The 25,742-nt window shown below is 65.4% G+C and carries 23 protein-coding genes and 2 pseudogenes; 14 read left to right on the top strand and 11 right to left on the bottom strand.

Features of this window, described 5'->3' with window-relative positions:
• Positions 1–126 precede the first annotated feature (126 nt).
• The gene (locus C1D09_RS02345) at positions 127–630 is read left to right on the top strand and encodes an invasion associated locus B family protein (protein WP_143972805.1); all 504 of its coding nucleotides are present in this window, start codon (positions 127–129) and stop codon (positions 628–630) included.
• A 55-nt stretch (positions 631–685) separates the two neighbouring features.
• Here C1D09_RS02345 and C1D09_RS02340 read toward each other — a convergent pair whose 3' ends face one another.
• Positions 686–2,041, bottom strand: a complete 1,356-nt coding sequence (locus C1D09_RS02340) for a chloride channel protein (protein WP_143972804.1) — start codon at positions 2,039–2,041, stop codon at positions 686–688.
• 173 nt (positions 2,042–2,214) lie between these two features.
• Here C1D09_RS02340 and rlmN point away from each other — a divergent pair, with 173 nt between their 5' ends.
• The 3 genes from rlmN to C1D09_RS02325 are packed head-to-tail and all read left to right on the top strand — an operon-like array spanning position 2,215 to position 4,372.
• Entirely contained in the window at positions 2,215–3,447 is a 1,233-nt protein-coding gene (gene rlmN, locus C1D09_RS02335) for a dual-specificity RNA methyltransferase RlmN (protein WP_143972803.1), read from the top strand.
• Positions 3,444–3,890 (top strand): hypothetical protein, encoded by a 447-nt coding sequence (locus C1D09_RS02330; RefSeq protein WP_143972802.1) that lies wholly within the window; start codon positions 3,444–3,446, stop codon positions 3,888–3,890. Before rlmN ends, C1D09_RS02330 begins: the two co-directional genes overlap by 4 nt.
• A complete protein-coding gene (locus C1D09_RS02325) occupies positions 3,890–4,372 on the top strand; it encodes a hypothetical protein (RefSeq protein ID WP_143972801.1) in 483 nt (160 codons plus the stop codon). The genes C1D09_RS02330 and C1D09_RS02325 overlap by 1 nt, the downstream gene beginning before the upstream one ends.
• Here the strand turns inward: C1D09_RS02325 and C1D09_RS02320 are convergent.
• Positions 4,344–4,985, bottom strand: a complete 642-nt coding sequence (locus C1D09_RS02320) for a LysE family translocator (protein WP_143972800.1) — start codon at positions 4,983–4,985, stop codon at positions 4,344–4,346. The genes C1D09_RS02325 and C1D09_RS02320 overlap by 29 nt on opposite strands.
• 122 nt (positions 4,986–5,107) lie before the next feature.
• On the bottom strand, positions 5,108–7,186 hold the full coding sequence (locus tag C1D09_RS02315) for a putative bifunctional diguanylate cyclase/phosphodiesterase (RefSeq protein ID WP_246135634.1): 2,079 nt from the start codon (positions 7,184–7,186) through the stop codon (positions 5,108–5,110).
• Positions 7,187–7,537: 351 nt separating this feature from the next.
• Between C1D09_RS02315 and C1D09_RS02310 the strand changes: the two genes are divergently transcribed.
• Complete coding sequence (locus C1D09_RS02310; RefSeq protein ID WP_143972798.1) at positions 7,538–8,761, top strand: argininosuccinate synthase; 1,224 nt, start codon at positions 7,538–7,540, stop codon at positions 8,759–8,761.
• 349 nt (positions 8,762–9,110) lie between these two features.
• Here the strand turns inward: C1D09_RS02310 and C1D09_RS02305 are convergent, their stop codons facing one another.
• Complete coding sequence (locus C1D09_RS02305) at positions 9,111–9,908, bottom strand: lytic murein transglycosylase (RefSeq protein WP_143972797.1); 798 nt, start codon at positions 9,906–9,908, stop codon at positions 9,111–9,113.
• Positions 9,909–10,289: 381 nt separating this feature from the next.
• Here C1D09_RS02305 and C1D09_RS02300 point away from each other — a divergent pair, with 381 nt between their 5' ends.
• The 6 genes and pseudogenes from C1D09_RS02300 (at position 10,290) to C1D09_RS02275 (ending at position 15,795) form a co-directional block, all read left to right on the top strand.
• The gene (locus tag C1D09_RS02300) at positions 10,290–11,387 is read left to right on the top strand and encodes a zinc-binding metallopeptidase family protein (protein ID WP_143972796.1); all 1,098 of its coding nucleotides are present in this window, start codon (positions 10,290–10,292) and stop codon (positions 11,385–11,387) included.
• 63 nt (positions 11,388–11,450) lie between these two features.
• Entirely contained in the window at positions 11,451–12,056 is a 606-nt protein-coding gene (locus tag C1D09_RS02295) for a DUF1236 domain-containing protein (RefSeq protein ID WP_143972795.1), read from the top strand.
• 429 nt (positions 12,057–12,485) lie between these two features.
• On the top strand, positions 12,486–14,072 hold the full coding sequence (gene ffh / locus C1D09_RS02290) for a signal recognition particle protein (RefSeq protein WP_143972794.1): 1,587 nt from the start codon (positions 12,486–12,488) through the stop codon (positions 14,070–14,072).
• 8 nt (positions 14,073–14,080) lie between these two features.
• Positions 14,081–14,407 (top strand): chorismate mutase, encoded by a 327-nt coding sequence (locus tag C1D09_RS02285; RefSeq protein ID WP_095774841.1) that lies wholly within the window; start codon positions 14,081–14,083, stop codon positions 14,405–14,407.
• Positions 14,408–14,460: 53 nt separating this feature from the next.
• Positions 14,461–14,862, top strand: a pseudogene (gene rpsP, locus C1D09_RS02280) (30S ribosomal protein S16).
• Between the two features lie 89 nt (positions 14,863–14,951).
• A pseudogene (locus C1D09_RS02275) lies at positions 14,952–15,795 on the top strand (acyl-CoA thioester hydrolase/BAAT C-terminal domain-containing protein).
• 65 nt (positions 15,796–15,860) lie between these two features.
• On the opposite strand, the gene C1D09_RS02270 reads toward C1D09_RS02275, so the two are convergent.
• Together C1D09_RS02270 and C1D09_RS02265 are read right to left on the bottom strand one after the other, a co-directional pair.
• Positions 15,861–16,124, bottom strand: coding sequence for a YMGG-like glycine zipper-containing protein (locus C1D09_RS02270; RefSeq protein ID WP_143972793.1), 264 nt, complete (start codon positions 16,122–16,124; stop codon positions 15,861–15,863).
• A 188-nt stretch (positions 16,125–16,312) separates the two neighbouring features.
• A complete protein-coding gene (locus C1D09_RS02265) occupies positions 16,313–17,218 on the bottom strand; it encodes a bestrophin family protein (protein ID WP_143972792.1) in 906 nt (301 codons plus the stop codon).
• 173 nt (positions 17,219–17,391) lie between these two features.
• Here C1D09_RS02265 and C1D09_RS02260 point away from each other — a divergent pair, with 173 nt between their 5' ends.
• Complete coding sequence (locus C1D09_RS02260; RefSeq protein WP_143972791.1) at positions 17,392–17,799, top strand: ACT domain-containing protein; 408 nt, start codon at positions 17,392–17,394, stop codon at positions 17,797–17,799.
• Between the two features lie 2 nt (positions 17,800–17,801).
• Here the strand turns inward: C1D09_RS02260 and C1D09_RS02255 are convergent, their stop codons facing one another.
• Complete coding sequence (locus C1D09_RS02255; protein ID WP_143972790.1) at positions 17,802–18,260, bottom strand: GNAT family N-acetyltransferase; 459 nt, start codon at positions 18,258–18,260, stop codon at positions 17,802–17,804.
• Between the two features lie 210 nt (positions 18,261–18,470).
• The gene (locus tag C1D09_RS02250) at positions 18,471–19,505 is read right to left on the bottom strand and encodes an aspartate-semialdehyde dehydrogenase (protein ID WP_143972789.1); all 1,035 of its coding nucleotides are present in this window, start codon (positions 19,503–19,505) and stop codon (positions 18,471–18,473) included.
• A 442-nt stretch (positions 19,506–19,947) separates the two neighbouring features.
• Here C1D09_RS02250 and C1D09_RS02240 point away from each other — a divergent pair, with 442 nt between their 5' ends.
• Complete coding sequence (locus C1D09_RS02240; RefSeq protein WP_143972787.1) at positions 19,948–21,816, top strand: DEAD/DEAH box helicase; 1,869 nt, start codon at positions 19,948–19,950, stop codon at positions 21,814–21,816.
• 3 nt (positions 21,817–21,819) lie between these two features.
• Here the strand turns inward: C1D09_RS02240 and C1D09_RS02235 are convergent, their stop codons facing one another.
• Complete coding sequence (locus tag C1D09_RS02235) at positions 21,820–23,241, bottom strand: glycosyltransferase (RefSeq protein ID WP_246135633.1); 1,422 nt, start codon at positions 23,239–23,241, stop codon at positions 21,820–21,822.
• A gap of 141 nt (positions 23,242–23,382) precedes the next feature.
• Between C1D09_RS02235 and C1D09_RS02230 the strand changes: the two genes are divergently transcribed.
• Positions 23,383–24,081: a DUF805 domain-containing protein gene (locus C1D09_RS02230; protein WP_143972785.1), complete on the top strand. Its 699-nt coding sequence runs from the start codon at positions 23,383–23,385 to the stop codon at positions 24,079–24,081.
• Positions 24,082–24,194: 113 nt separating this feature from the next.
• Here C1D09_RS02230 and leuB read toward each other — a convergent pair whose 3' ends face one another.
• Together leuB and C1D09_RS02220 are read right to left on the bottom strand one after the other, a co-directional pair.
• Entirely contained in the window at positions 24,195–25,298 is a 1,104-nt protein-coding gene (gene leuB / locus C1D09_RS02225; protein WP_143972784.1) for a 3-isopropylmalate dehydrogenase, read from the bottom strand.
• An 85-nt stretch (positions 25,299–25,383) separates the two neighbouring features.
• Positions 25,384–25,734 carry a VOC family protein gene (locus tag C1D09_RS02220; RefSeq protein WP_143972783.1) on the bottom strand — a complete coding sequence of 117 codons (351 nt, stop codon included), beginning with the start codon at positions 25,732–25,734 and terminating at the stop codon, positions 25,384–25,386.
• Positions 25,735–25,742 lie beyond the last annotated feature (8 nt).

Genomic DNA, 25,742 nt, shown 5'->3' with positions numbered 1-25,742 from the left:
TTCCTGGGGTGAGCGTCCTTTTCTTGAGGGAAATTCACCGTTTGGTAACCCAGATTAAATCAAAATGAAGCGACGGCAGGACGCCATGCGGCCCGCCCCCGCACCATTTGGAATACGGGAAAGACGATGCGCGGATTGATAGCACTGGTTTCGAGTCTGGTCCTGGTGGCCTCGGCAGCGCCCGTTCTGGCGCAGCAGGCAACCAAGATCGGCCAGCACAATGCCTGGGGCACCTACAGCTACCAGGCATCGGGCGGCAAGGTCTGCTACGTGCTCACCGTGCCGACCGACAAGCAGCCGCCGACGCTCGACCATGGCGACATGTTCTTCTTCGTCAGCCAGCGTCCCGGCCAGCAGGTGTCCTACGAGCCGCAATTCATCGCCGGCTACAATTTCCAGCAAGGCTCCAAGGCCACCGTTACCATCGACAAGAAGTCCTTCTCGATGTTCACGCGCGGCAAGTCGGCCTGGGTCGAGAACGCCGCCGAGGAGCCGGTGCTGATCGCCGCCATGAAGACCGGCACCGACATGAAGGTGACGGCGAAGTCCGGGCGCGGCAACCCCACCTCCTATGTCTTCTCGCTGAAGGGCATTTCGGCGGCGCTGTCGTCGATCGCCAAGTGCAAATAGGCAAACCTTCGCCTTGAAGCAAAGGGCCGGGCCGCAATGCCCGGCCCTTTGCTTTTCAGCCCCGACCTGGCTCCGAAACCGTTTCCGCCCGCCGCCGCCGGATCGCCTCGGCGATGAAGACGCGCGACAGCGCGTGATAGAGCGGCTCGTGCGAGACGATGCGCGCCGTGCCGTAGCCCAGCATCGAGGCCAGCATCAGCGCGATGACATTGTCGTGATTGCCGGTCATCTCCAGTATGATGACGAAGGCCGTCATCGGCGCTTGCACGACGCCGGCGAAATAGCCGGCCATGCCAAGCAGCGCGGCAGCCCCCGCGCTGGCACCGAACAGCAGCCCGAGCGAACTGCCGATGCCGGCGCCGACCGCCAGCGACGGCGCGAAGATGCCGCCGGGAATGCCCGAGACCATCGACAGCAGCCCGGCCAGGAATTTTTCCACGAAGAAGAACCAGGGCAGCGGCGCGCCTTCTACGGCGCCGCGCGCCTGCGCGTAGCCGGTGCCGAAGGTCAGCCCGCCCGAGGCGATGCCGATCGCCGCCACGCCGAGCCCGCAGACGGCCGCCACCAGCAAGGCGCGCCGCAAGGGCTGCTGCGTGTGCCAGCGCCGGATCCGCCGCGTGATCTTCAGCGCCAGCAGCGAGAACAGCGCGCCGAAGCCGCCGCCGATGATGCCGCAGCCAAGCACCAGCGGCCAGTCGCCGGCAAACGCGATCGTCTCCTTCGAGACGCCGAAATAGGTGTAATTGCCGAGCAGGCCGAGCGAGGCGAGGCCGGCCAGGATCACTGCCGTCAGCACCAGCCCGTTGGTGCGCGCCTCATAGGTGCGGCCCATCTCCTCGATGGCGAAGACGATGCCGGCCAGCGGCGTGTTGAAGGCGGCGGCAATGCCGGCGGCCGAGCCGGCCAGGATCAGGCCCCGCGCCTGCGTCATGCCGCCCCAGCGCGCCGCCTGCAGCATCAGCGAGGCGCCGACCTGCACGGTCGGGCCCTCGCGCCCGATGGAAGCGCCGCAGAACAGGCCGACGATGGTGAGCGCGATCTTGCCCGCCGCCAGCCGCAGCGACAGAAGGTGGTTGCGATCGTCGTCGTCACGCAAGTGGCGGGCGGCGATCGCCTGCGGAATGCCGCTGCCTTGCGAGCCTGGGAAGAAGGCGTGGGCGAGCCAGGCGCATAGGACGAAGCCGAGCGGCGTGATCGCAAGCGGCAGATAGGAGCGCCAGCCGCCGCCATCGCCGATCATCAGATGGAACAGCGCCTGCGCCTTGTCGGCCAGCACCGCGAACAGCACGCTGATGACGCCGATCGAGACCGCGCCGGCCCAGAACACCAGGCGCGGCTGCCACACACGCCGTGAGCCCCACATCGCCCGCGAGCGCCGCAGCATGGGATATTTTCGCGATTGAGGGGCCATGTCTGTCCTCGTGAAGGGGGAATAGGGCAATAGGGCAGCAAGGGAGTCAGACCAACCTGCCGCCCTATTCCCTACCCCGGCATGACTCTGCCCTCAACCTGTGCTATGCGCCGCGCTTCAGTTCCCGGCACGATGGATGAAATCGGCCGCAAACCGCTTATATCTGTGCAACCATGACCCTTTCCTTCGACCTCACCACTGAAGGTGCCCGTGACGCGTTGCGCGCCCGCGCCGCGCCGGAGAAGCCGTCGCTGATCGGCCTGACCCGCGCCGAGCTCGCGGAGGCGCTCGTCGCGTCCGGTACCGTGCCGGAGCGCCAGGCAAAGATGCGCGCCCAGCAGCTGTGGCACTGGATGTACGTGCGCGGCGTCTCCGACTTCGCCGGCATGTTCAACATCTCCAAGGACCTGCGCGCCGAGCTCGACAAGCATTTCACCGTCGCGCGTCCCGAGATCGTCGAGGAGCAGATTTCTTCCGACGGCACCCGCAAATGGCTGTTCCGCTTTCCGCCGCGCGGCGCCGGCCGGCCGGTCGAGATCGAGACCGTCTATATTCCCGAGGAGGGCCGTGGCACGCTTTGCATCTCCTCGCAGGTCGGCTGCACGCTGACCTGTTCGTTCTGCCACACCGGCACGCAGAAGCTGGTGCGCAATTTGACGGCCGAAGAGATTCTCGCCCAACTGCTCACCGCCCGCGACCGGCTCGGCGATTTCCCCGACCGCGACACGCCGGACGGCGCCATCGTGCCGGCCGAGGGCCGCAAAGTGTCCAACATCGTCATGATGGGCATGGGCGAGCCGCTCTACAATTTCGAGGCTGTGAAGAAGGCGCTGCTCATCGCTTCCGACGGCGACGGGCTTTCCCTGTCGAAGCGGCGCATCACACTGTCGACCTCCGGCGTCGTGCCCGAGATTTTCCGCACCGGCGAGGAGATCGGCGTCATGCTGGCGATCTCGCTGCATGCCACCAATGACGATCTGCGCGACCTCCTGGTGCCGATCAACAAGAAGTATCCGCTGAAGGAACTGATCGCCGCCTGCCGCGCCTATCCCGGCCTCTCGAACGCCAGGCGCATCACTTTCGAATATGTGATGCTGAAGGACGTCAACGATTCCATCGAGGATGCCAAGGGCCTGATCAAGCTGCTCAAGGGCATTCCGGCGAAGATCAACCTGATCCCGTTCAACCCGTGGCCGGGCACCAACTACCAGTGCTCTGACTGGGAGACGATCGAGAAATTCGCCGACTACATCAACAACGCCGGCTATGCCTCGCCGATCCGCACGCCGCGCGGCCGCGACATCCTCGCCGCCTGCGGCCAGCTGAAGTCGGAATCCGAGCGCATGCGAAAAGTGGACCGGCTGGCGCTGGAAGCCATGATGATCGCGGGGCACGGGGAGGCGTGAGCCGTCTCGTCGCCGGGCTCAAACGTATCGCCATGATAGCCGTCGGTTACATCGCCGGTGTGCTGACCTCGATCCTGGTGCCGGTGCTGATGATCACGCTTCTGGAAGGGATCGAATATGGCAACTGGTCGCTGGTTTTCACCTTCGACTGGCTGGGGTCCTTCCCGCTCGCCGTGCTGACCGTGGCGGTCTGCGCGCTGCTGATCGTCGGTCCCGCGATCCTGGTCGCCGAATGGCTGTGCCTGCGGGGATGGTTCTATTTCGCGGTCACGGGCGCGATCACCTCCATCGCCTTTGGCGTCCTTGTCCCGGGCTCGGCCGGAGGCTTTGTGTTCAATCCAGGCTTTCTCGGCTTCCTCGCCACCGCCGGCACCGCCGCCGGTTCGGTCTACTGGCTGTTGGCCGGGCGCGACTCCGGCCGTCCCGTGCGGCGAAATCCCTGATGGCCCGCTTCGCTTCCTATCTCGTGCGCTTTGCCATGATCCTGTTCGGCTATGCCGTCGCCTCGCTGGCGGCGAGCGCCTTCCTCAACGTCCTGTTCCTGGCCTCGCTGGGTTATGCGCCCGACCACACGCACCCGACGGCGACGGCGTCGCTGTATTTCTCGATCCCCTTCGTCGCTCTGTTCGTCGCCTATTTCGCTTTCCTGCCGGCGGTGATCGTCATCCTGCTTGCCGAAATCCTCGGCCGGCGCGACTGGCTGTACTACGCGCTGGCGGGGGCGGTGGTGGCCGCCGTCTTCCTCGGCCTGGTCGACCACGCCCAAGAGTCCACCTTCGCGGTCACCGACACCAGCGCCATCATGGCGGTGATCGGCGGCGGCATGGTCGGCGGTATCTTCTACTGGCTCGCCGCCGGGCGCTGGGCCGGAAGCTGGTGGAAAGAGGAGAACGCTTCTACTTCGCCTGGGCCGTCAGGATCTTGAGCGCAAAGGCCGAGAACACGCCGGCGAAGAGATAGTCGACGACCCGCGTGACGCGCGGGCTGGACTTCATCGCCGCGGAGAATTTCTCCGCCGCCAGCACCATCGGCGCCGTCACCGGGATCGACAGCACGATGAACATCAAGCCAAGGAAGAACAGCTTGCCCGGCGCGTTCGGATCATGCGCTGAGACGAACTGCGGCAGGAAGGTCATGAAGAACAGGATGATCTTCGGGTTGAGCAAATTGACGCCGAGCCCTGCCGCCCAGCTGCGCAACAGCGAGATTTGCGGCCCCGTCTTCTTCTCCGGCGAAAAGGCCGAGCCCTTGGCGATGGCCTGCCAGGCCAGGAAGACGAGATAGCCGGCGCCAAAGATCTTCAGCGCGAAAAAGGCCATCGGCGAGGCGACGATCAGCGCCGAGACGCCGACCACCACCAGCGTGGTGTGGATCAGCGTGCCGCACAGCGCGCCCGCCATCGAGGCAAAGCCGGTGGCGCGCCCCTGGCTCAGCGTGCGTGAGACGAACAGGGTCATGTCAGGCCCGGGCGTGATCGCCAGGATCACGGTGGCGATGGCGAACTGGATCAGCGTGGTGGTGTCGGGAATGAAGGACATGGCAGGCCTCGGAAGAGATCGGAAGCGCCTATACAGGATGCGCCGCGCCGGCGCCAGATAAAGCGTTGATCCAGCATGGCAATCGCTTCCGCAATGACAGTTCCCGTTCGTAGCGCCGAGCGTCAGGCGGTGGCTGCTCGCATCCTGACAGGCACCTCGAAGGCAGGCGGGCCGTCCTGGGCTTCAGGCCCCCCGATGAGCACGATCTGGTCGATCGGCTTGGGGCGGCCGAGGAAATAGCCTTGCGCCTCGTTGCAGCCCTCGACTTGCAGGATGGTGAGCTGGACATGGGTCTCGACGCCTTCGGCCAGCACTGGAATGTCGAGGCTGCGCCCCAGCGTCAGCACGGCGCGGATGATCGCCTTGGCCTGCGGGCTGCGCTCGACATCGGCCATGAAGGAGCGGTCGAGCTTGATCTTGTCGAACGGAAACGAGCGCAGCGTGTCGAGCGAGGAATAGCCGGTGCCGAAATCGTCGATCGCGATCGTCACGCCCAGCGCCTTGATCTGGCGCAGCACGTGCAGCGTGCGCACCTTGTCGGCGACGATCGTCGATTCGGTCAGCTCGAGCTCGAGACGCTTCGGCGACAGGCCGGTCTCGACCAGGATCTGATGGACGAGCTTGGCGAGATCGGCATGGGCGAGCTGCACCGGCGACAGGTTGACCGCGATCTTGTGGCCATTGTCCCAGGAGGCCGCCTGCCGGCAGGCTGTGCGCAGCACCCACTCGCCGATCGCCAGGATGGAACCATTCTCCTCGGCGATCGGGATGAATTCGACGGGCGGGACCATGCCGTGCACGGGATGGGTCCAGCGCAGCAACGCCTCGTAGCCGCAGGTGGCGCCGGTCTGCACCGAGGTCTGCACCTGATAGTGCAGCGACAGCTCGCCGCGCTCGATCGCCAGGCGAAGGTCGGTGGCGAGTGCCCGGCGCGCCCGCGCGGTCTCGTCCATGGCCGACTCGTAGAAGCAGACGGCCCGCGTCACGTCGTTCTTGGCCCGGTACATGGCCAGATCCGCATTGCTGACCAGCCTTTCCCGGTCGGCCCCGTCGCGCGGATGGACGGCGACGCCGATGCTGGCGCCGGTGATGGTCTCGAAATCGTCGATCCGCAACGGCTCGAACAATGATTTCTCCAGGCGAGACACCAGGCCAAGCAGGTCGTTCTGGTCCTTGAAGCGCTTGATGGCGGCGAATTCGTCGCCGCCCAGCCGGGCGACGAACTCGCCGTCGCCGGTGAGCTTCGCCAGCCTGCGCGCAATGATCTTGAGCGCCTGGTCGCCGGCGGCGTGGCCCCTGAGGTCGTTGATTTCCTTGAATCGGTCGAGGTCGATGACGATGACCGCCGTCATCATATCCTGCTCCTCGCGCGCCCGCTCGATCTCATGATCGAGCCGGTCGTTGAAGGAGACCCTGTTGGCAAGGCCGGTGAGCGCGTCGTTGAGGGCAAGATGCTGCAGCCGCTCGAAGCTTTCGAGCCGGCCGCGTTCGTCGATCAGATAGCTGGCGAAACCGGTGGCGGCGACGATCAGGCCGACCACGGCGACCGCGACGGCCATGGTTTCCAGGATATCGGGATTGGTGCCCGTGGTGATGAAGGAGAGCGGCGTCACCGCCACCGCCGCCATCGCCGTGAAATGCAGGCCGACGATTGCCAGCACCAGAAGGCCGATGCCGAGATAGTGCGACCAGCGGTACGGCCGGCGCATCGCATGGCCGACCGCCACGGCGGAGAATGCCATCGCGATCAGCACCGAAGCGACGACGTAGCCGGCGTCCCATTCGACGATGCCGGCCACGTGATAGGCCATCATGCCGGTATAGTGCATGGCCGAGATCGCCAGCCCGACAAGGCATCCGCCCCATTCCGGCGCCAGGCCGCGGCCTTTGTCCAGGGCAAGGCCGAAGCCCGCCCCGGTACCGATCATTGCGATGACCAGGGATATCATGGTGAGCGCCGGATCGAAGGTGATCGGCGCCCCGGGCTGATAGGCCAGCATGGCGATGAAATGCGTGCACCAGATCGAGGAACCGGCCGCGACCGCCGTCAGGAAAAGCCATCCCCGCATCTGCACGCCGACGGTTTTCCTGGCACGGTCCAACAGGCCGATCGTCACCCAGCAGCCGATGACGCACATCAGCGCCGCCAGCAGGACGAGCCACAGATTATGCTCCGTGACGATGCATGATATGACGCGCATCAGGAATGGTCCAAGCCCGAGACACCCGCAGCGAGCAGGCAAGAGCCGCTTCGCCACAGTTGCGTGGCCAGGGCAATTCTGTGTCGCTGGTTTAGCGGCAGGACGTGAAAACTTGCTTAAGTCCCGGCCACAAATGCAGCCCATGATTGTGGCAGGTTGTTTTCCCGGCGAAATGGTCGCGAACTGGGGACCGCGCTGGCGAAGAGCCTGATGCGGTTCTCTGCCCTCGCCGCGCGCTGGATCAGCGGTCTGGCGCCGCGCCTGCTTGCTCGCTTTGCCGTTCCTGCTAAAAGGCGCTCCGACAATGCGTGACGCCCATGTCCCGGGGCGTCCGCCACCGACGGAGCAGAAATGTCCAAACCCAGAGACGTCAAGAAAGTCGTGCTCGCTTATTCCGGCGGCCTCGACACATCCATCATCCTGAAATGGCTGCAGACCGAACTCGGCGCCGAAGTCGTCACCTTCACCGCCGATCTCGGCCAGGGCGGTGAGCTGGAGCCGGCACGCAAGAAGGCCGAGATGATGGGCATCAAGGACATCCGCATCGTCGATGTGCGCGAGGAATTCGTCGCCGATTTCGTCTTCCCGATGTTCCGCGCCAATACCGTCTATGAAGGCACCTATCTGCTCGGCACCTCGATCGCGCGGCCGCTGATCTCCAAGCACCTCGTCGAGATCGCCAGGGAAACCGGCGCCGATGCGATCGCGCATGGCGCCACCGGCAAGGGCAACGACCAGGTGCGTTTCGAGCTGTCGGCCTATGCGCTGAACCCGGATATCAAGGTCATCGCGCCGTGGCGCGACTGGTCGTTCAAGTCGCGCACCGACCTGATCAACTTCGCCGAGCAGCACCAGATCCCGGTGGCCAAGGACAAACGGGGCGAGGCGCCGTTCTCGGTCGACGCAAACCTGCTGCACTCCTCGTCCGAGGGCAAGGTGCTGGAAGATCCGTGGAGCGAACCGCCGGAATTCGTCCACCAGCGCACCGTCTCGCCGATGGACGCGCCGGACAAGGTCACCGAGATCGAGATCGAATTCCTGAACGGCGACCCGATCGCGCTCAACGGCAAGAAGCTGTCGCCGGCGACCATGCTGGCCGCCCTCAACGATCTTGGCCGCGACAACGGCATCGGCCGGCTCGACCTGGTCGAGAACCGCTTCGTCGGCATGAAGTCGCGCGGCGTCTACGAGACGCCGGGCGGCGCCATCCTGATCGTCGCCCACCGCGCCATCGAATCGATCACGCTCGACCGCGGCGCCGCGCACCTCAAGGACGAGCTCATGCCGCGCTACGCCGAACTCATCTACAATGGCTTCTGGTTCTCGCCCGAGCGCCTGATGCTGCAGGCGATGATCGACAAGAGCCAGGAAGACGTCGAAGGCACGGTGCGGCTGAAGCTCTACAAGGGCAATGTCATGGTCACCGGCCGCAAGTCGAAGAAGACACTCTATTCCGACGCGCTGGTCACCTTCGAGGATGACCGCGGCGCCTACGACCAGAAGGACGCCGCCGGCTTCATCCGCCTCAATGCGCTGAGGCTGCGCACGCTTGCCGCGCGCAACCGCAAGGGCTGATGTCCAGGTAGCGGCCTGCCGCTCTGCCAATCCACGTTCAAGAAACCCGGCGGAGACGCCGGGTTTTTGTTTGTTGGCACTAATATAAGCAAAATGACGTTACCTGTAGGCGGTTCCACGCGCATCACGCTCGACGTCTCGACCGTTGCTTCCCATGCCGGCAAGACGCTGGCCGACTGCTCCTACGTGATTGATGTGAAATAGGAACCGGGTTCGGCAGCCGGATATCTCGTTCACCAACAAAAAAGCCCGGCGCATGGCCGGGCTTTTGTCGAACGGAGCAACTCCAGGAAAAGTGTGAAGCGGTTATCCGTCCGCGGTTGTGTCAAAACAAAGAGTTGGACTTCAATCAATCGGCGTCGATGGCCGTGGCGATGCGCACGATGGCCTGCTGGTAGACGTTTGCGTCGTTCCAGCCGGCAATAGCGCCGACATTGTCCGCCGCGCTCGCGCCCCGCCGCCAGCCATGGGCCTTGAGGAAATTGGCGGTGGAAGCCAGTGCGGTGGCCTTGTCGCGCAGGTTGCCGCTGCCCACGCCATATTTCAGGACGTTCCCGGGGAGGAACTGCGTATGGCCGATCTCGCCATGCGCGGCGCCGACCGACGAAGCGGTCAAGGCGCCGCGATCGACCAGCTTCAGCGCCGCAATGGCATGCGGGTGAAAGAATTCCGGACGGCGGCAATCATAGGCAAGCGTCAAAATGGCCGAGACGGTATTCTGGTTGCCCATGGACGAACCGAAGCCGGTCTCCATGCCCCAGATGGCCAGCAACACGCCGGGCGACACGCCGTAGTTGCTTTCAATCTGGCTGAACAGCGCCGCGTTCGCCTTTTTCAGCGAACGGCCCTTGGAAATGATCGCCGCTCCGCCACGGCGCTTCATGAAGGCGTCCACCGAGCCGCTGAACGCCTTGTGAATGCCGCGGTCGACCGAAATTGTCTTTGTCGCGTAAGTGGCGCCGGCCAAAGCGGCCAGGCCCTTGGCGCCGACGCCTTCGGACTTGGCCTGGGCGGCGAAGCCCGGTTTCCAGGCATCGAAGCCGGCACCGGTGCTGCCACAGCTGGCCGCCGCCTGTGCGCCCGTCGCCAGCCCAAGCACAGCCACCACCGCGGCCGCTAAAATCCTACCCTTGGCAAGAAATGCCATGTCGTTCTCCTGGTTGCCTGATTCACGTCCCATCTGCGAATTTGCCAGCGAAACGTGCATTTGTCACCGTCCGCCGCACGATGCTGGCGAATGCCGGGGAATTCACCTACGATCAAGTGATTATTGTGGCGGGGTCGAAATTGCCATGGACGACGTCGATGTCGCGTCGGCGGCCGTGGCTGTGCCCGCGCCCGGCATTTCGGTGCGCCTTTCGGCATGGGCGGCCTGACAACCGGCGGCGGCGCGGCGCGGCTTGCGACGGCCAGGACCGCGCGCTCCATGGGCAGCATGCGGCAAATAGCGTCGGCACAGGCGGAACGGCGGCGGGCGCTGGGCGTTGGGCACCTGCCGCCCGCTGGGCTCTGAGGTTTTGAGGCCGACATGAAACTCTTCGACTGCCCGCATTGCGGCCATCGTCTGTACTTCGAGAATGCGCAATGCCTGAATTGCTCCAGCCTCGTGCTCTACGATCCCGAGCATGCCCGCTTCGCCCTGTCGGGCGCCGACGGCATCTTCCAGTGCACCAACGCCGATGAATGCGCCTGCAACTGGATGGCCGAACCGGGGCAGGGGTTTTGCCGCGCCTGCGGGCTGAACCAGCTGATCCCCGATCTCTCCGTCGACGGCAACCGCCGGCGCTGGATCCGGGTCGAGGCGGCCAAGAAGCGCGCCATCTATTCGCTGCTCGCCTTCGGCCTGCCGGTGGCGCCCAAACAGGCGCCGGCGGACGAGGTGGGCCTCGCCTTCGACTTCCTGGCCGATCCGATCGGCGGCGGGCCGGGCGGCGAACGTATCCTGACCGGCCATGACAATGGCCTGATCACGCTCAACGTCGCCGAGGCCGATTCAGCCGAGCGCGAGAAGCGTCGCGTCGAGATGGGTGAGAACTACCGGACGCTGCTCGGCCATTTCCGCCACGAGCTCGGCCACTATTACTGGGACCGCCTGATCCGCGACGATCCGCAAAGGCTGGACGCTTTCCGCGCTTTGTTCGGCGACGATCGCGCCGATTACGAACAGGCGCTGAAGACCTACTACGCCAATGGTGCCGCGCCCGACTGGCAGCAAAACCATATCTCGGCCTACGCCACCTCGCATCCCTGGGAGGACTGGGCCGAGACCTGGGCCCACCATCTGCACATCACCGACACGCTGGAGATGGTCCACGCGCTGAACTTCCCGCTCGGCCGGCTGGAGACGGTGGAAGCCAATGACCTGCCGCGCGGCGACACAGGCGGCGAACTGCAGGCGGCCCCTTGCGAACCCGCCAACGCGCCCGAGCCCTTCGAAACGATCCTTGCCCGCTGGCTGGTGCTGTCGGAAGCCTCCAATTCGATCAACCGCTGCATGGGTCTGCCCGACCTCTATCCCTTCGTCATTTCGGACGTGACGGCGCGAAAACTGGCCTTCGTTCACGAGCTTTTGACCGGACTGCCGAAAGACGCGGGAACAAATCGTGAGTTGGCGCCGGCGTTTTAGCCGGAACGCATGCGCCGCTGCCCCGTTTTCACCGCCGAGGGATCATGAAAACGGAGTGAAACCATGAAGTCCGTCTTGTTGCCCGCAATCGCCGGGATGATGACCGTGATGTCGGGCGCCGCCTTTGCCGACACCGCCGTCTCGGCCGTCACCGATCTCAACGTGCGCGCCGGGCCCGGTCCGCAATATCCTGTTATCGGCGTGCTCGCCGCCGGCCAGTCGGCGACCCTCAATGGCTGCATCGAAAACAGCAAATGGTGCACCATCGCCGAAGCCGGCGGCCAGGGCTGGGTCTATTCCGACTACGTGACGGCCGATTTCAGCGGCAGCCGGGTGACCCTCACGCAACGTCCGCACGGCTCTAGCGTGGCCATCGTCTCGCCGCCGGAAGACATCGGCAATTATTCGACCGACTATACCGGGGCGATTGTCGCCGGCCAGCCGGCCGAGGACACCTTTCCCCCGCCCCCGGCCGAAGTCCGCACCTATGTCGATACGCATCGCCTCGACCCCGTCTATCTCGACGGCGAGGTGGTGACCGGCGCGACCCTGCCCGACACGGTCGAGCTGCGCGAAATTCCCGACTACAACTACCGCTATGTCTATGTGAACGGTCAGCCGGCGCTGATCGACCCGCAGACGCGGCGCATCATGTACGTCGTGCGTTGACGAAAAACCAGCGGTCGCGGTCGCGGCAACAGGTTGCCTGTATTTGGGAAGCGCTATCCTTCGCGAAGGCATCCCTCTCCCCGTCACCATACGGGGAGAGGGTGCCGACGGGCAGGGGGTAGCCAAGGTTCCGCCAAAAGCGCCGCCTGATTGCGACGCGAGCAATGGCGCGACCCGGCCCTTGTCTTGACTCCGCCGCGGATTTCCTGTCTACACGCCTCGAATTCCGCGACGAGTATCCCTCCGAGCAAGCCGACCAGGACGCCGAAGCCTCTTCGAGGTGGTGCTGTAAAGAGATCCTGGAGGCCAACACCCGGCAGCGCAATGCGCCCCCGGGTGCTTTTTGGTTTTGGGCTTTGCTTTTGCTTGGACAGTTGGCGCGAACGCATTACCTCTCGGGTCGAATGAACCGAGATCGAAGGACGCAAGATGTTTGAATCGCTGCAGGAGCGTCTTGGCTCCATCCTGAACGGCCTGACCGGCCGCGGCGCGCTTTCGGAGGCTGATGTCTCGGCGGCGCTGCGCGAGGTGCGCCGTGCGCTGCTCGAGGCCGACGTGGCGCTCGAAGTGGTGCGCTCCTTCACCGACAAGGTGCGCGAGAAGGCCGTCGGCGCCGCGGTGCTGAAGTCGATCAAGCCCGGCCAGATGGTCGTCAAGATCGTCCATGACGAGCTGGTCGACATGCTGGGCGCCGAAGGCGTCGCCATCGACCTCAATGCGCCGGCCCCCGTCGTTGTCATGATGGTCGGCCTGCAGGGCTCCGGCAAGACGACCACTTCGGCCAAGATTGCCAAGCGGCTGACCGAACGCCAGAGCAAGAAGGTTCTGATGGCCTCGCTCGACACGCGGCGGCCCGCCGCGCAGGAGCAGTTGCGCCAGCTCGGCGAGCAGACCAAGGTCGCGACGCTGCCGATCATTGCTGGCCAGAACCCCGTCGACATCGCCAAGCGCGCCGTGCAGGCGGCCAAGCTCGGCGGCCATGACGTCGTCATCCTCGACACCGCCGGCCGCACCCATATCGACGAGCCGCTGATGGTCGAGATGGCCGACATCAAGAAGGTGTCGAGCCCGCACGAGATCCTGCTGGTCGCCGATTCGCTGACCGGCCAGGACGCCGTCAACCTGGCGAAAAGCTTCGACGAGCGCGTCGGTATCACCGGCTTGGTGCTGACCCGCATGGACGGCGATGGCCGCGGCGGCGCCGCACTTTCGATGCGCGCCGTCACAGGCAAGCCGATCAAGCTGATCGGCACCGGCGAAAAGATGGACGGGCTGGAGGAATTCCACCCCAAGCGCATCGCCGACCGCATCCTGGGCATGGGCGACATCGTCTCGCTGGTCGAAAAGGCAGCCGAGAACATCGACGCCGAGCAGGCGGCGGCGATGGCCAAGAAGATGCAGTCGGGCAAGTTCGACCTGAACGATCTCGCCCAGCAGCTTCAGCAGATGTCGAAAATGGGCGGCATGGGCGGCATCATGGGCATGATGCCCGGCATGGGCAAAATGAAGGACCAGATGGCCGCCGCCGGCCTCGACGACAAAATGTTCGGCCGCCAGCTCGCCATCATCTCCTCGATGACCAAGGCCGAGCGCGCCAATCCCGATATGCTCAAGCATTCCCGCAAGAAGCGCATCGCCGCCGGCTCCGGCACCGATGCCGCAGAGATCAACAAACTGTTGAAGATGCATCGCGGCATGGCCGACATGATGAAGGCGATGGGCGGCAAGGGCAAAGGCGGCGGCCTGATGCGCGGCATGATGGGCGGCCTTGCCTCCAAGATGGGCCTCGGCGGCATGATGCCAGGCGGCGGTATGGGCGGCATGCCCGATCTCTCCAAGATGGACCCCAAGCAGCTCGAAGCCTTGCAGAAGCAGGCGCAGGCCGCCGGTCTCGGCGGCATGAAGGGCCTGCCCGCCCCCGGCGGCGGCCTGCCTGGCCTGCCCGGCGGCATGAAACTCCCGGGGCTTCCCGGCCTCGGCGGTGGCGGACTGCCGGGCCTTGGCAAGAAGAAGTGAGAATACGGATGAACGAAGAAAAGGACATGGCCGACGCCCGCACCATACTGGCCGGCTACCGCGCTTCGATCGACAACATCGACGCGGCCCTCATCCACATGCTGGCCGAGCGCTTTCGCTGCACCAAGGCAGTCGGCGTGCTGAAGGCCGAGCATGGCCTGCCGCCGGCCGACCCGGCGCGCGAGCAGCAGCAGATCGCCCGTCTGCGCCAGCTGGCCAACGACGCGCATCTCGACCCCGATTTCGCGGAGAAGTTCCTCAACTTCGTCGTCCGCGAAGTGATCCGCCACCACGAACAGATCGCCGCTGCCAACGGCGTGACGAAAACCGGCTGACCCAACCAGCCTCAACGCAATCAAACGAAATCAGAGCTTTTAGGAGATAAGAAATGGCACTGAAGATCAGACTGGCCCGTGCGGGCTCGAAGAAGCGTCCTTACTACCACGTCGTCGTCGCCGACGCCCGTTCGCCGCGTGACGGCCGGTTCATCGAGTCGCTCGGCTCGTGGAACCCGCTGCTGCCGAAGGACGGCGAGCGCGTCAAGGTCGACGCCGATCGCGTCAAGCACTGGCTGTCGCACGGCGCCCAACCGACCGACCGCGTGCTGCGCTTCCTCGACGAGGCCGGCCTTGCCAAGCGCGACGCCCGCTCCAACCCGAAGAAAGCCGAGCCGGGCAAGAAAGCGCAGTAACGCGCCGCTTTGCTGAAGAAGGCGCAGGAAGACGCTGCCGCCGCCGTTGCGGCCGCTGCCGCCGCGCCGGCCGGGGCGGAAGCCGCCACCGCCGAATAAGGATCGCTTCATCGCATCGACAAACGGCGGGCCGGTGCCCGCCGTTTTGCTATTGTGCGCCGGTGCCATGGCGGTATCGGATGGAACGGATGGGCGAACGGCCAGTCATCGAAGAAATCCTGTCCGGCGACGTTGCCGGAACGCTGCTGCGATGCGCTGGCGCCACGACGGGCGTCGTGGTGCTGAGCGGATCGAGCGGCCGTGTCGACGTCGCCCGCGCGCGGCTGTTCGCCAGCGAGGGCGCATCCGCCCTGGCGCTCCGGTGGTTCGGCGGCGAAGACCAGGTCCCCGGCATATGCGAAATCCCGCTGGAGACGTTTTTCGCCGCGACCGACCGTCTTGTCGGACTGGGCTGCCGGCGCATCGTCTATGTCGGCACGTCCAAGGGCGCCGAAGCGGCCTTGCTCGCGGCCGCGCACGACCCGCGCATCGACGTGGTGGTCGCGATCAGCCCGACATCGGTGGTCTGGGGCAATATCGGGCCGGGCCGCGACGGCACCAGCTGGCCCGAGCGATCGTCATGGACGCTGAAGGGGGTGCCGCTCCCGTTCGTTCCGACCGAGCCGAACTGGCACGCAGGCCACGTCGCTGGCCTTGTGTCCTACAGGGGGCTGTTCGAGCACTGCCTGGCAAGCTTCGAGCAGGAGGCGGACAGGGCCGCCATTCCCGTCGAGGCTATCCCGGCGAAGCTTGTGCTGGTCGGGCGGCGACGACGCGCTGTGGCCCTCGCTCGATTTTGCGCGGTCGATTGTTCGGCGTCGAGAAGTTGCCGGAAAGGCCACCCGCCTCGTCTCGAACCCCCGCGCCGGCCACCGCGTCCTCTTGCCGGGTGAAACCACCCCAAGGTCCGCATTGCACGCCCATGGCGGCAACGATCAAGCCGATGCGCGTCTCGGCCGCGGCGCCTGGGAATTGATCCGGAACTTGTTGTAGGCGTTTTCGAACGAAAACGGCGGGCCTGCGCCCGCCGTTTTGCTGTCTCTAGTGCTGGTCGCCGCTCAATAGCCGCTCGGGCAGCGGTCGACATAGACACGGCCATGACGGTCGCGATAGCGGCACTGGCCACTTTCGCTGGCATGGCCGATCAGGGCACCCGCGACCGCGCCGACCGCGCCTCCGACGACAGCGCCCTGGACCGGATCTCCGGCCACGGCAGCACCGATCGCGGCGCCGCCAAGGCCGCCTACGGCAGCACCTTTTTCCGTCTGCGAGCACGCGCCCAACGCCATCGTCAGTACCAGAATGGTCATGATTTTCTTCATTTTTGTTCCTCTCACAGGGGGATCACCAATCGCTCCGCCAAGTGCTTAACTCGCAGACGGCTAATTTGATCCCACGGAGGATGAAGTTCTTGGCGCCGCTCGCCAGGGCCGCTTCCCGCGAGCGGCTGTGTTCATTCGCATCACGCCGTTTCGGCCAATCTCGAAAGGCGGAACCCGGCATCTGGCACCTAGGAAAAATAGAACTTCTCCGCGGGCAGCATTTTTGGCGGCACCTCCCCCAGCGCCTCGAACGCCGAGATCTCGCAAACGCGGCACAGCCCGTCGAGAGCGAGGTCGTTGGCTTCGGTGCCGAACGGATCTTCGAGCTCTTCCGAAAGCGCGTCGAGGCCGAAGAAGGTGTAGGCGATCAGCGCCGTGAACAGCGGCGTCGCCCAGCCGGTGGTCGAGATCAGCCCGATGGGCAGAAGCAGGCAGACGATATAGGCCGTGCGGTGCACCAGCAGCGTATAGGCGAAGGGCAAGGGCGTGCCGGCGATCCGCTCGCAGCCGGCCTGGATGGCCGACATCGACGCCAGCCTCTCATCGAGGATGCGGAAGCCGATCGGATCGACGTCGCCCGACCGGCGCTGCGCATTGGCGCGCCGCCCCATGCGCCGGACCATCTCGTCGGCCGGATTGGCAAAGGCCACGACCGTCTCCGCCTCGGCTTCGATGAAGGCGCCGGCGTCCTTGATGCTGTCGGTCTTGCGCAACTGGCCGCGCAGGAAATGACAGAAGGCCAGCGCCTCCATCAGCAAGGCTCGCTGTTCGACCGGATCGGGAATGAGGCTGGTCGTGGCGCGCGCCAGGTTGCGGATCTCGAAGACCAGCGTGCCCCACAGCTTGCGCGCTTCCCACCAGCGGTCATAGGCGGCGTTGTTGCGGAATGACAGATAGATGGACAGCGTCACGCCCACCAGCCCGAAGGGGGTGATGTTGAAGACGCCGAGATCGAGCTCGAACCATCGCGCCAGGGCCAGGATGACCGCCGAATAGACGGCGAACCCGAAGATCTGCGGCAGGATGCGCGGCACCACGGAGCCGCGCATGATGAAGAACAGCTGCAGGAAGTTTGGGCGCGGGCGAACGATCATTGGACGGGCCTTTCACGGACCGGCATCGGCCCTCAGCTCCCTATTGTGCGATGTGACTGACCCGCAAGCCCGGCCGCCAGCGACATAGCCATGTCGTGCGCCGTGCACCCTATCGGCATGTGCCGGTTGCGGATATTGAGAAGCCTGTGCCCGTTCCTGTTCAGGCGAGAGAAATGACCGGCGAGACCGATCTGAAGACATTGTTGGCGTCCATGACGCCGGAATTGCTCGATGGCATCCATGTCTTCGCCACGCTCGCGCCCGGCGTTTCCCAGCCGAAGGACCTCGACCCGGTGATGGTGTTTCGCGAGCGCGAGGGCACGACGCTGATCGTGACCGAGGACGTGGCAAGGGCAGCCGGACTGACCGCCTCGTTCCGCTGCCGGATGATCACGCTGAACATCCACTCATCGCTGGAAGCGGTCGGTTTCCTCGCCGCCATCACCACGCGGCTCGCCGCCGCCGGCATGGGCGTCAATCCGGTCTCGGCGTTCTACCACGACCATCTGTTCGTGCCGGCGGAGCGGGCGGAAGAGGCGCTGCGGCTGCTTCATGAGCTGGCCAAGGACAGTGCCGGCTGAAATCAACGCCTGCTAACATACAGAATATCCGGCAGGCCTTCCTCATTGGTCGTGCCGTCGCCGAACGCTTCCGCACGGAACCCATGACGCTCGTAGAAACGCCGGGCACCGGTGTTGGCCTGGAAGCAATGGAGTTTCGTGACCGACAGCCCAGCGGTCACGTCCGTCAGCAACCGGCTGCCTATGCCTTGTCCCGTCCAGGCCGGGTCGAGATAGAGCTGTTCCACCCGATCGCCGCCGACGGCAATGAAGCCGACAATCTGGCTGACGACTTCGGCGACCGTCACCTGCTGCCGTGGCAGCACGATATCGCGGATGAAGGCGAGATCCTCGGCCGGCGTGTGAACGACCGGCATCCAGTCGAAGGCGTTGAGCGCCGCCCGCATGAGCCGGGCAATGGCAGCGGCATCCGCGCCGGTAGCGGGGCGCAGGACGGCACCTGCGAGCTGAGTGCTAGTCATGAAGGGAACGCCAACGTCTCACTCCGCTGGAACACGGCTCAACGGTCTCGGCGCTTCGCGCCGATCCACCTTCTCCCACAGGGGGAGAAGGAAGAAGCGCCCCGGCCGAAGGCCGCGCCCGCGACTGCGGGCCGCCGATCTTTCGGCGCCCCCGCGAAGGGCCCGCCGCGGCAGCGGCGATACGGCCCGTGAGCGCTAATCAAACCGCCGTCAGGCCGCCTTCTTCTTCGGCTGGATCAGGCCGCGCTCGACAAGCAGCTCGGCGATCTGCACGGCGTTGAGCGCCGCGCCCTTGCGCAGATTGTCGGAGACGACCCACATCGACAGGCCGTTGTCGACGGTCGAGTCCTCGCGGATGCGCGAGATGAAGGTGGCGTCCTCGCCGGCCGATTCCAGCGGCGTGATGTAGCCGCCGTCCTCGCGCTTGTCCAAGACCTGGCAGCCCGGCGCGTCGCGCAGGATGTCGCGCGCCTCGTCGGCGCTGATCGGCTTTTCGAACTCGATGTTGACCGCTTCCGAATGGCCGATGAACACCGGCACGCGCACGCACGTCGCCGTCAGCTTGATCTTGGGGTCGAGCATCTTCTTGGTCTCGGCGACCATCTTCCACTCTTCCTTGGTGAACCCGTCGTCGAGGAAGACGTCGATATGCGGAATGACGTTGAAGGCGATGCGCTTGGTGAACTTCTTGACGTCGACCTGGTCGGCGACGAACACGGCACGGGTCTGCGTGAACAGCTCGTCCATGCCTTCCTTGCCGGCGCCCGACACCGACTGGTAGGTGGCGACGACGACGCGCTTGATGGTGGCAAAATCGTGCAGCGGCTTCAGCGCCACGACCAGCTGCGCGGTCGAGCAGTTCGGGTTGGCGATGATGTTCTTGCGCGTGAACAGCGAGATCGCGTCCGGATTCACTTCCGGCACGATCAGCGGCACGTCCTGGTCGTAGCGGAAGGCCGACGAATTATCGATGACGACGCAGCCCTGCTTGCCGATCTTCGGCGACCATTCCTTGGAGACGTTGCCGCCCGCCGACATGACGCAGATGTCGGTGTCGGAAAAGTCGTAGCTGTCCAGCGCCCTGACCTTCAGCGTGCGGTCGCCGAACGACACTTCCGTGCCCTGGCTGCGCCGCGACGCGAGCGCCACAACTTCGCTTACCGGAAAGCCGCGCTCTTCCAGTATGTTGAGCATTTCCCGGCCCACATTGCCCGTGGCACCGACGACTGCAACCTTGAAACTCATAAAGATCTCCTGTCCCTCTCCGCTTGGTTTTTGGAGAAAACCCGCCGGCCAATGCGGGTTCCGTCCCCCGGGCCGGACCCGGGAGAGGGTGGTTAGGCCAAGGGAATCACACCGTTTTGGTGGTGGTTTTTTTGGCCGTGGTTTTGCTGGAACGAGGGGACGCGCCGAGGCGCCCCGCCCAATGGTTCGCATTGAGGCTGGGGGCATCGAATGCAAGAAGAGCCATCAAAAGGCCGCGCATCGAAAAACGATCCCGTTCGAAGCGGGCTTTTACGCGGTTTGCGGCAGGAGTCAATGCGCGGTGCGTCGCATGGCCTTCATGGCGCGCCCTGTACAAGAGCGGCGGCAGGAAGTACGAACGGCCAAGATTGTTGGGCTGGCGCGGCGCCGGCCCCGATGTGCTCCATGATGAGCGCAGAACCCTGAATTCCGAAAGAGCGAGATGTCCAACTTTGAAGGTATCGTACCGGCGCTGGCACAGGCGCTGGAAAAACGCGGCTATTCCGATCTGACGCCGGTGCAGAAGGCGGTGCTGGAACTTGGGTCCGCCGATGCGCTGGTATCGGCGCAGACCGGCTCCGGAAAGACCGTGGCCTTCGGCCTTGCCATGGCGCCGACGCTTCTCGACGGCGCCGAGCGCTTTGGCGCCGCCACGGCACCACTGGCGCTGGCGGTGGCGCCAACGCGCGAACTGGCGCTGCAGGTGACGCGCGAACTCGAATGGCTTTACGAGCCGACCGGCGCCACGGTGGCGTCCTGCGTCGGCGGCATGGACATGCGCACCGAGCGGCGCGCGCTGGAGCGTGGCGCCCATATCGTGGTCGGCACGCCCGGCCGCCTGCGCGACCACATCACACGGCAATCGCTCGACATGTCGGCGCTGAAGGCGGTGGTGCTCGACGAGGCCGACGAGATGCTCGATCTCGGTTTTCGCGAGGACCTCGAATTCATCCTCGATGCCGCGCCGGCCGAGCGCCGCACGCTGATGTTCTCGGCCACCGTGCCGCGTTCGATCGCCACGCTAGCGCAGGGCTACCAGCGCGATGCCGTGCGCATCTCCGCCGCCGGCGAGGAGAAGCAGCATCTCGACATCGAATACCGGGCGCTCAACGTCGCCCAGGCCGACCGCGAGAACGCCATCATCAACGTGCTGCGTTTCTATGAGGCGAAGAATGCGCTGGTGTTCTGCAACACGCGTGCCGCCGTCAATCACCTGACCGCGCGCTTCAACAACCGCAATTTCTCGGTCGTGGCGCTTTCGGGCGAGCTCAGCCAGAACGAGCGCAGCCACGCGCTGCAGGCGATGCGCGACGGTCGCGCAAAGGTGTGCATCGCCACCGACGTCGCGGCGCGCGGCATCGACCTGCCCAACCTCGAACTGGTCATCCACGCCGACCTGCCGACCAATCCCGAGACGCTGCTGCACCGCAGCGGCCGCACCGGCCGCGCCGGGCGCAAGGGCGTCAGCGCACTGATCGTGCCGGGCAGCGCCCGCAGGCGAACCGAGCGGCTGTTGCAGAACGCCGGCCTCAAGGCGACATGGGCGAGCCCGCCCTCCGCCGACGATGTTATCCGCCGCGACGACGAGCGCATCCTCGCCGATCCGGCCTTCGACGAGCCGGTGAAGGACGACGAGCGCGCGTTCATCGACGCGCTTCTCGCCAAGCATGGCGCCGAACAAGTGGCGGCCGCCTTCGTGCGCCAGTGCCGCGCCAGCCGTTCGGCGCCCGAGGATCTCATGGACGTCGCGCCGTTCACGCCTTCACGCGAAAGACCCGCGGGCGAAAAATTCGCGCAGCGCGACGAAGCGCCGGGCCGCCGTGACGATTTCGGCGCCAGCGTCTGGTTCTCGCTGTCGGTCGGACGCCGGCAGAATGCCGAGCCGCGCTGGCTGATCCCGATGCTGTGCCGCACCGGCGGCATCTCGAAGCGCGAGATCGGCGCCATCAAGATGCAGCCGGAAGAAACCTTCGTGCAGATCGCCGCGGACTGGGCCGACCGTTTTCTCGCCGCCATCGGCCCCGACCGCAAACTGCAGGGCAATATCGGGGTCAAGCGGCTCGACGGCACGCCGGATCTGTCACGGGCCGGCTATCAGCCGCCCAGCCCCGACAAGAAGCCGCATCGCGGCAAGGCGCCATTCGACCCGAACGCGCCGAAACGCAAGTTCGAGAAGCGCGCACCGGCCTCGGCCGACCAGCGCCCGGCAGCCGCGCATGAGGCAAAGCCGTGGGCGAAAAAGTCGGGCAAGGCAAAATTCGACAATGCCGGCCCGCCGAAGCACAAGAAGCCGAAGAAGCGGCCTTCGTAATCCCTATGAACGCCGGGACGCGCTCTCTTTCAGACCGGCCTTGATGGCCGACCAGCTAGCGGCCGCCGGCGTCGGCCGATGGTTTTGGGCGATGCGCTCCGCCAACGAGGCACGCCAGGCATGATCCTCAGCCATCCTGCGGATGGCGGCGTACCAGCCGGCCTGGTCTTCGGAATCGATCGCCGGCATCAGCCCGCCGCTCGCCTCGATCAGCGACGGCGCCGTTGACACGATGACCGGGACGCCGAAATCGAGACATTCCGAGGCGCCGTAGCCCCAGCCCTCTATATGCGAGGGAAAAACGCCGAACGTGGCGCTGCGATAATAGCCGATGAGCTGCTCGTCGCTCACCAGTCCGGTGAAGGTGACTGACTGGAGCAGTTCGGGATGCGCCTTGAGAAAAGCGCGCAGCGGTTCGATCATCCAGCCCCAGCGCCCGGCGCAGACAAGCCTTGGCAGCTTGACGCCCTCTTCCCGCGCCTGCTGCCAGATCCGCGCCAGCAATATGTGGTTCTTGCGCACTTCGATGGTCGAGCAATAGAACACGAACGGCTCGCCGGCCTCGATGCGTGAGGTCGCGCCGATGCGCGAAGCCGTCTCGTGCAGGATGGAAGGCATCGGAAACCGGTACACAACCGGCGCGCCGATGCCGGCCTTGCGCATATATTCGGTCAGCGTCGCGCCAACCTCGTCGGAGGCGCAGAATGCCGGCGCGCCGGCGCGCACGAGCTGCTCGAGATCGGAGCCGAAACGGCGCTCCCCTGTGTTCGAGCCAAGCAGGTCGGGGCGCAATGCCGGGATGATGTCGTGACACAGGAAGGCGACCTTGCCGGCGCCGCCCGAAACGGCGAACCGGTCTTCCTGGGTCAGGATGTGATGGCTGATCAGCACAAGGTCCGGCTCCGTCTCGGCCGGCTGGGCCGGGGCCTCTCGCAGGCCAAAGCGGATCCGCGCGCGCTCGTAGAGGCGATAGGCGCGGATCAACAGCCGCGTCGCCCGCCAGGCGATCCCCATGCCGCCATTGGTCACCGTCCTGGCCAGATGGCGGTCCGCGTCACGCTTGTCCCAGGGCCGTTGGCGCACCGCCTCGAAAGCCCGCGACAGCGCCGCGCGTCTTCCCGGCCACCCCTTGACACGATGCGGTGAAATCTCGCCCGCCGCGACATGGTCCTGCTCGAAAGGCGCAAGCGGCCGGAACCGGCCTTCGCCTGGCCTGAACGCCACCACCTCCACGTCGGGGTCGGGATCCGCCAAGGCCGCGTTGACGAGAAAGCTCTCCACCCGTGGAATGCCCGCCAGGCCCTTGCCCGCCGGCCAGAACATCAGGCCGGTGGCATCGATGGCCAGCGAAGGGGTGAACCTCGGCGGCCTTGCGGCCTGCCTGTCCTCGGTCCCGGCGCTGGCATCGGAATTTTCTGTTGTCATGATCTGCTTCGGCGAAGGCGGCCGCACCTGAAGCCTTATGCTTGATTTGCCGCTAGTATGGTAGCCATGCCGTACGGTCTTGCCCGCGGGATCGGCCCTGTGCCACACCTTGGCGGGGACGCGGCGACAGGGGGGTGGGCGATGCGTGGCGAAGTGCTTCACTATGACGAGGGCCAGGGTTTCGGCTTCATCACCGGAGCCGACGGCAACCGCTACACATTCACCCGCGAAGACCTTCGCCGGCAAACCGCGGTGCCCAAGGGCGCCGCGGTCGAGTTCCAGCCGGGCGGCGGCCAGGCGCGTGACGTTTTCACGATAGAGGCCGCAGGCCCGGCCGCCGGTGCAAGCCCCGCACCGGCTCAAGCCAATCCCGCGCCCGCGGCGGTCGCATCACCGGCGCAGCATTTCGGTCGGGCGGCCGAGCCGGCAGAGCCCACCGATCTCTGGTCCTATTTCTGGGGCGGCCTGACCCGGAACTACTTCAATTTTGCCGGCCGCGCCCGCCGCAAGGAATATTGGGGCTATTGCCTGTTCTGGACGATCGCCTTGCTGGTGATCGTCGGCATCGGCGTTTTCACCGATGCCGAGATAGGCAATTTCGACAACGCCGAGGTGCCGGCGATGACGGTGGGGCTTTTCGGCCTTTTCCTGCTGGCCACCTTCCTGCCCAGCCTCGGCATGATCGTGCGCCGCCTGCACGACCTCGGCCTGACCGGCTGGCTCTGCCTGCTCATCCTGATCCCGACCTTCGGCAGCCTGATCATCCTGGTCTTCGCATTGATCCCGACACAGGGACACGAAAACCAGTGGGGGCCTGTGCCGGCGGGGGTCAGGCTATAAGCTGAGCCTGCATCCCGCGACCGTGAGCACCTTTAGGCGGAGCTAGGGCGATTCCGGGAAAAGGTGAGCGGTTTTCCGTCCGGAATTGCGTCAAGACAAAGAGTTAGAGCGGGTTAACCCAGGAACTTGGCGATGATCGCGTCGCCCATCTCGACCGTGCCGACCTCGGTCATGCCCGGCGAGAAAATGTCCTTCGTCCGCAGGCCCTGCTCGAGCACGGCGGCGATCGCGCCTTCCAGCCTGTCGGCTTCATCGACCATGCCGAAGGAATAGCGCAGGCACATGGCGAAGGAAGCGATCATGGCGATCGGGTTGGCGATGCCCTTGCCGGCGATGTCGGGCGCCGAGCCGTGCACGGGCTCGTAGAGCGCCTTGCGCTTCTTGGTCTTGGCGTCGGGCGCGCCGAGCGAGGCGGACGGCAGCATGCCGATCGAGCCGGTCAGCATGGCGGCGATATCGGACAGCATGTCGCCGAACAGATTGTCGGTGACGATGACGTCGAACTGTTTTGGCCAGCGCACCAGCTGCATGCCGCCGGCGTCGGCCAGCATGTGGTCGAGCTTGACGTCGGAATAGCGCGCCTTGTGGGTCTGGGTGACCACCTCGTTCCACAGCACGCCCGATTTCATGACGTTGCGCTTTTCCATCGAGGTGACGTGATTGCGACGCGTCCGCGCGAGCTCGAAGGCGACGCCCGAAATGCGCTCGATCTCGAACGTGTCGTAGACCTGCGTGTCGATGCCGCGCTTCTGGCCGTTGCCGAGATCGATGATCTGCTTGGGCTCGCCGAAATAGACGCCGCCGGTCAGCTCGCGCACGATGAGGATGTCGAGGCCTTCGACCACTTCCTGCTTGAGCGAGGACGACGCGGCGAGTGCCGGGTAGCAGATGGCCGGGCGCAGGTTGGCAAACAGCTCCATATCCTTGCGCAGCCGCAGCAGACCGGCCTCGGGGCGCACCTCGTAAGGCACGGCATCCCATTTCGGTCCGCCGACGGCGCCGAACAGCACCGCGTCCGCCGCCATCGCCTTGGCCATGTCGGCATCGGAAATCGCCGCGCCGTGCGCGTCGTAGGCGCAGCCGCCGACCAGGCCCTCATCGGTGGCGAAGCCGCTGCCTAGCTTTCCGTTCATGGCCGATATCAGCTTCTTGACCTCGGCCATGGCCTCGGGGCCGATGCCGTCGCCGGGGAGCAGGAAAAGATGCTTCGTTGCCATGGAGAAACCGTCCCAGAAAGATTTGAACCGCGGCCTTGCTAAACGCCAAGCGCTTGCGGCGCAAGCCTGCGGTTCGGAACCGCGATCACCGATGTGAGAGAATGTTGACCAGCCGGCCCAGGGGATCGCGCACATAGAAGCGCCGCACGCCCCACGGTTCGTCGGCCGGGCCGTATTCGATGGCGAAGCCGGCGGCCTTCATGCCTTGAAGTGCTGCCTCGACATCGTCGACCTCGATCGACAGGTCCGGCACCGGCGTGCCGGAGCCACCTTGCGCCATGAAGGAGACCTGCACCTGCATCTGTTCTTCCGAGCCGTAGGTGGCGATCCAGCCCTGATCCATCAGCACGTCGAGGCCAAGCACATCATGGTAGAAACGTTTCGCCGCCGCCGCATCCCGCGTCGCGATATTGGCCACGATGCGCCGGACCTTCATGGGCTTCC

It is taken from the genome of Mesorhizobium intechi (genome assembly GCF_002879535.1).
GTDB lineage: Bacteria > Pseudomonadota > Alphaproteobacteria > Rhizobiales > Rhizobiaceae > Mesorhizobium > Mesorhizobium intechi.
The sequence above is the reverse complement of the archived record's forward strand: the minus strand, read 5'-3'. Positions and strand labels throughout refer to the sequence as shown.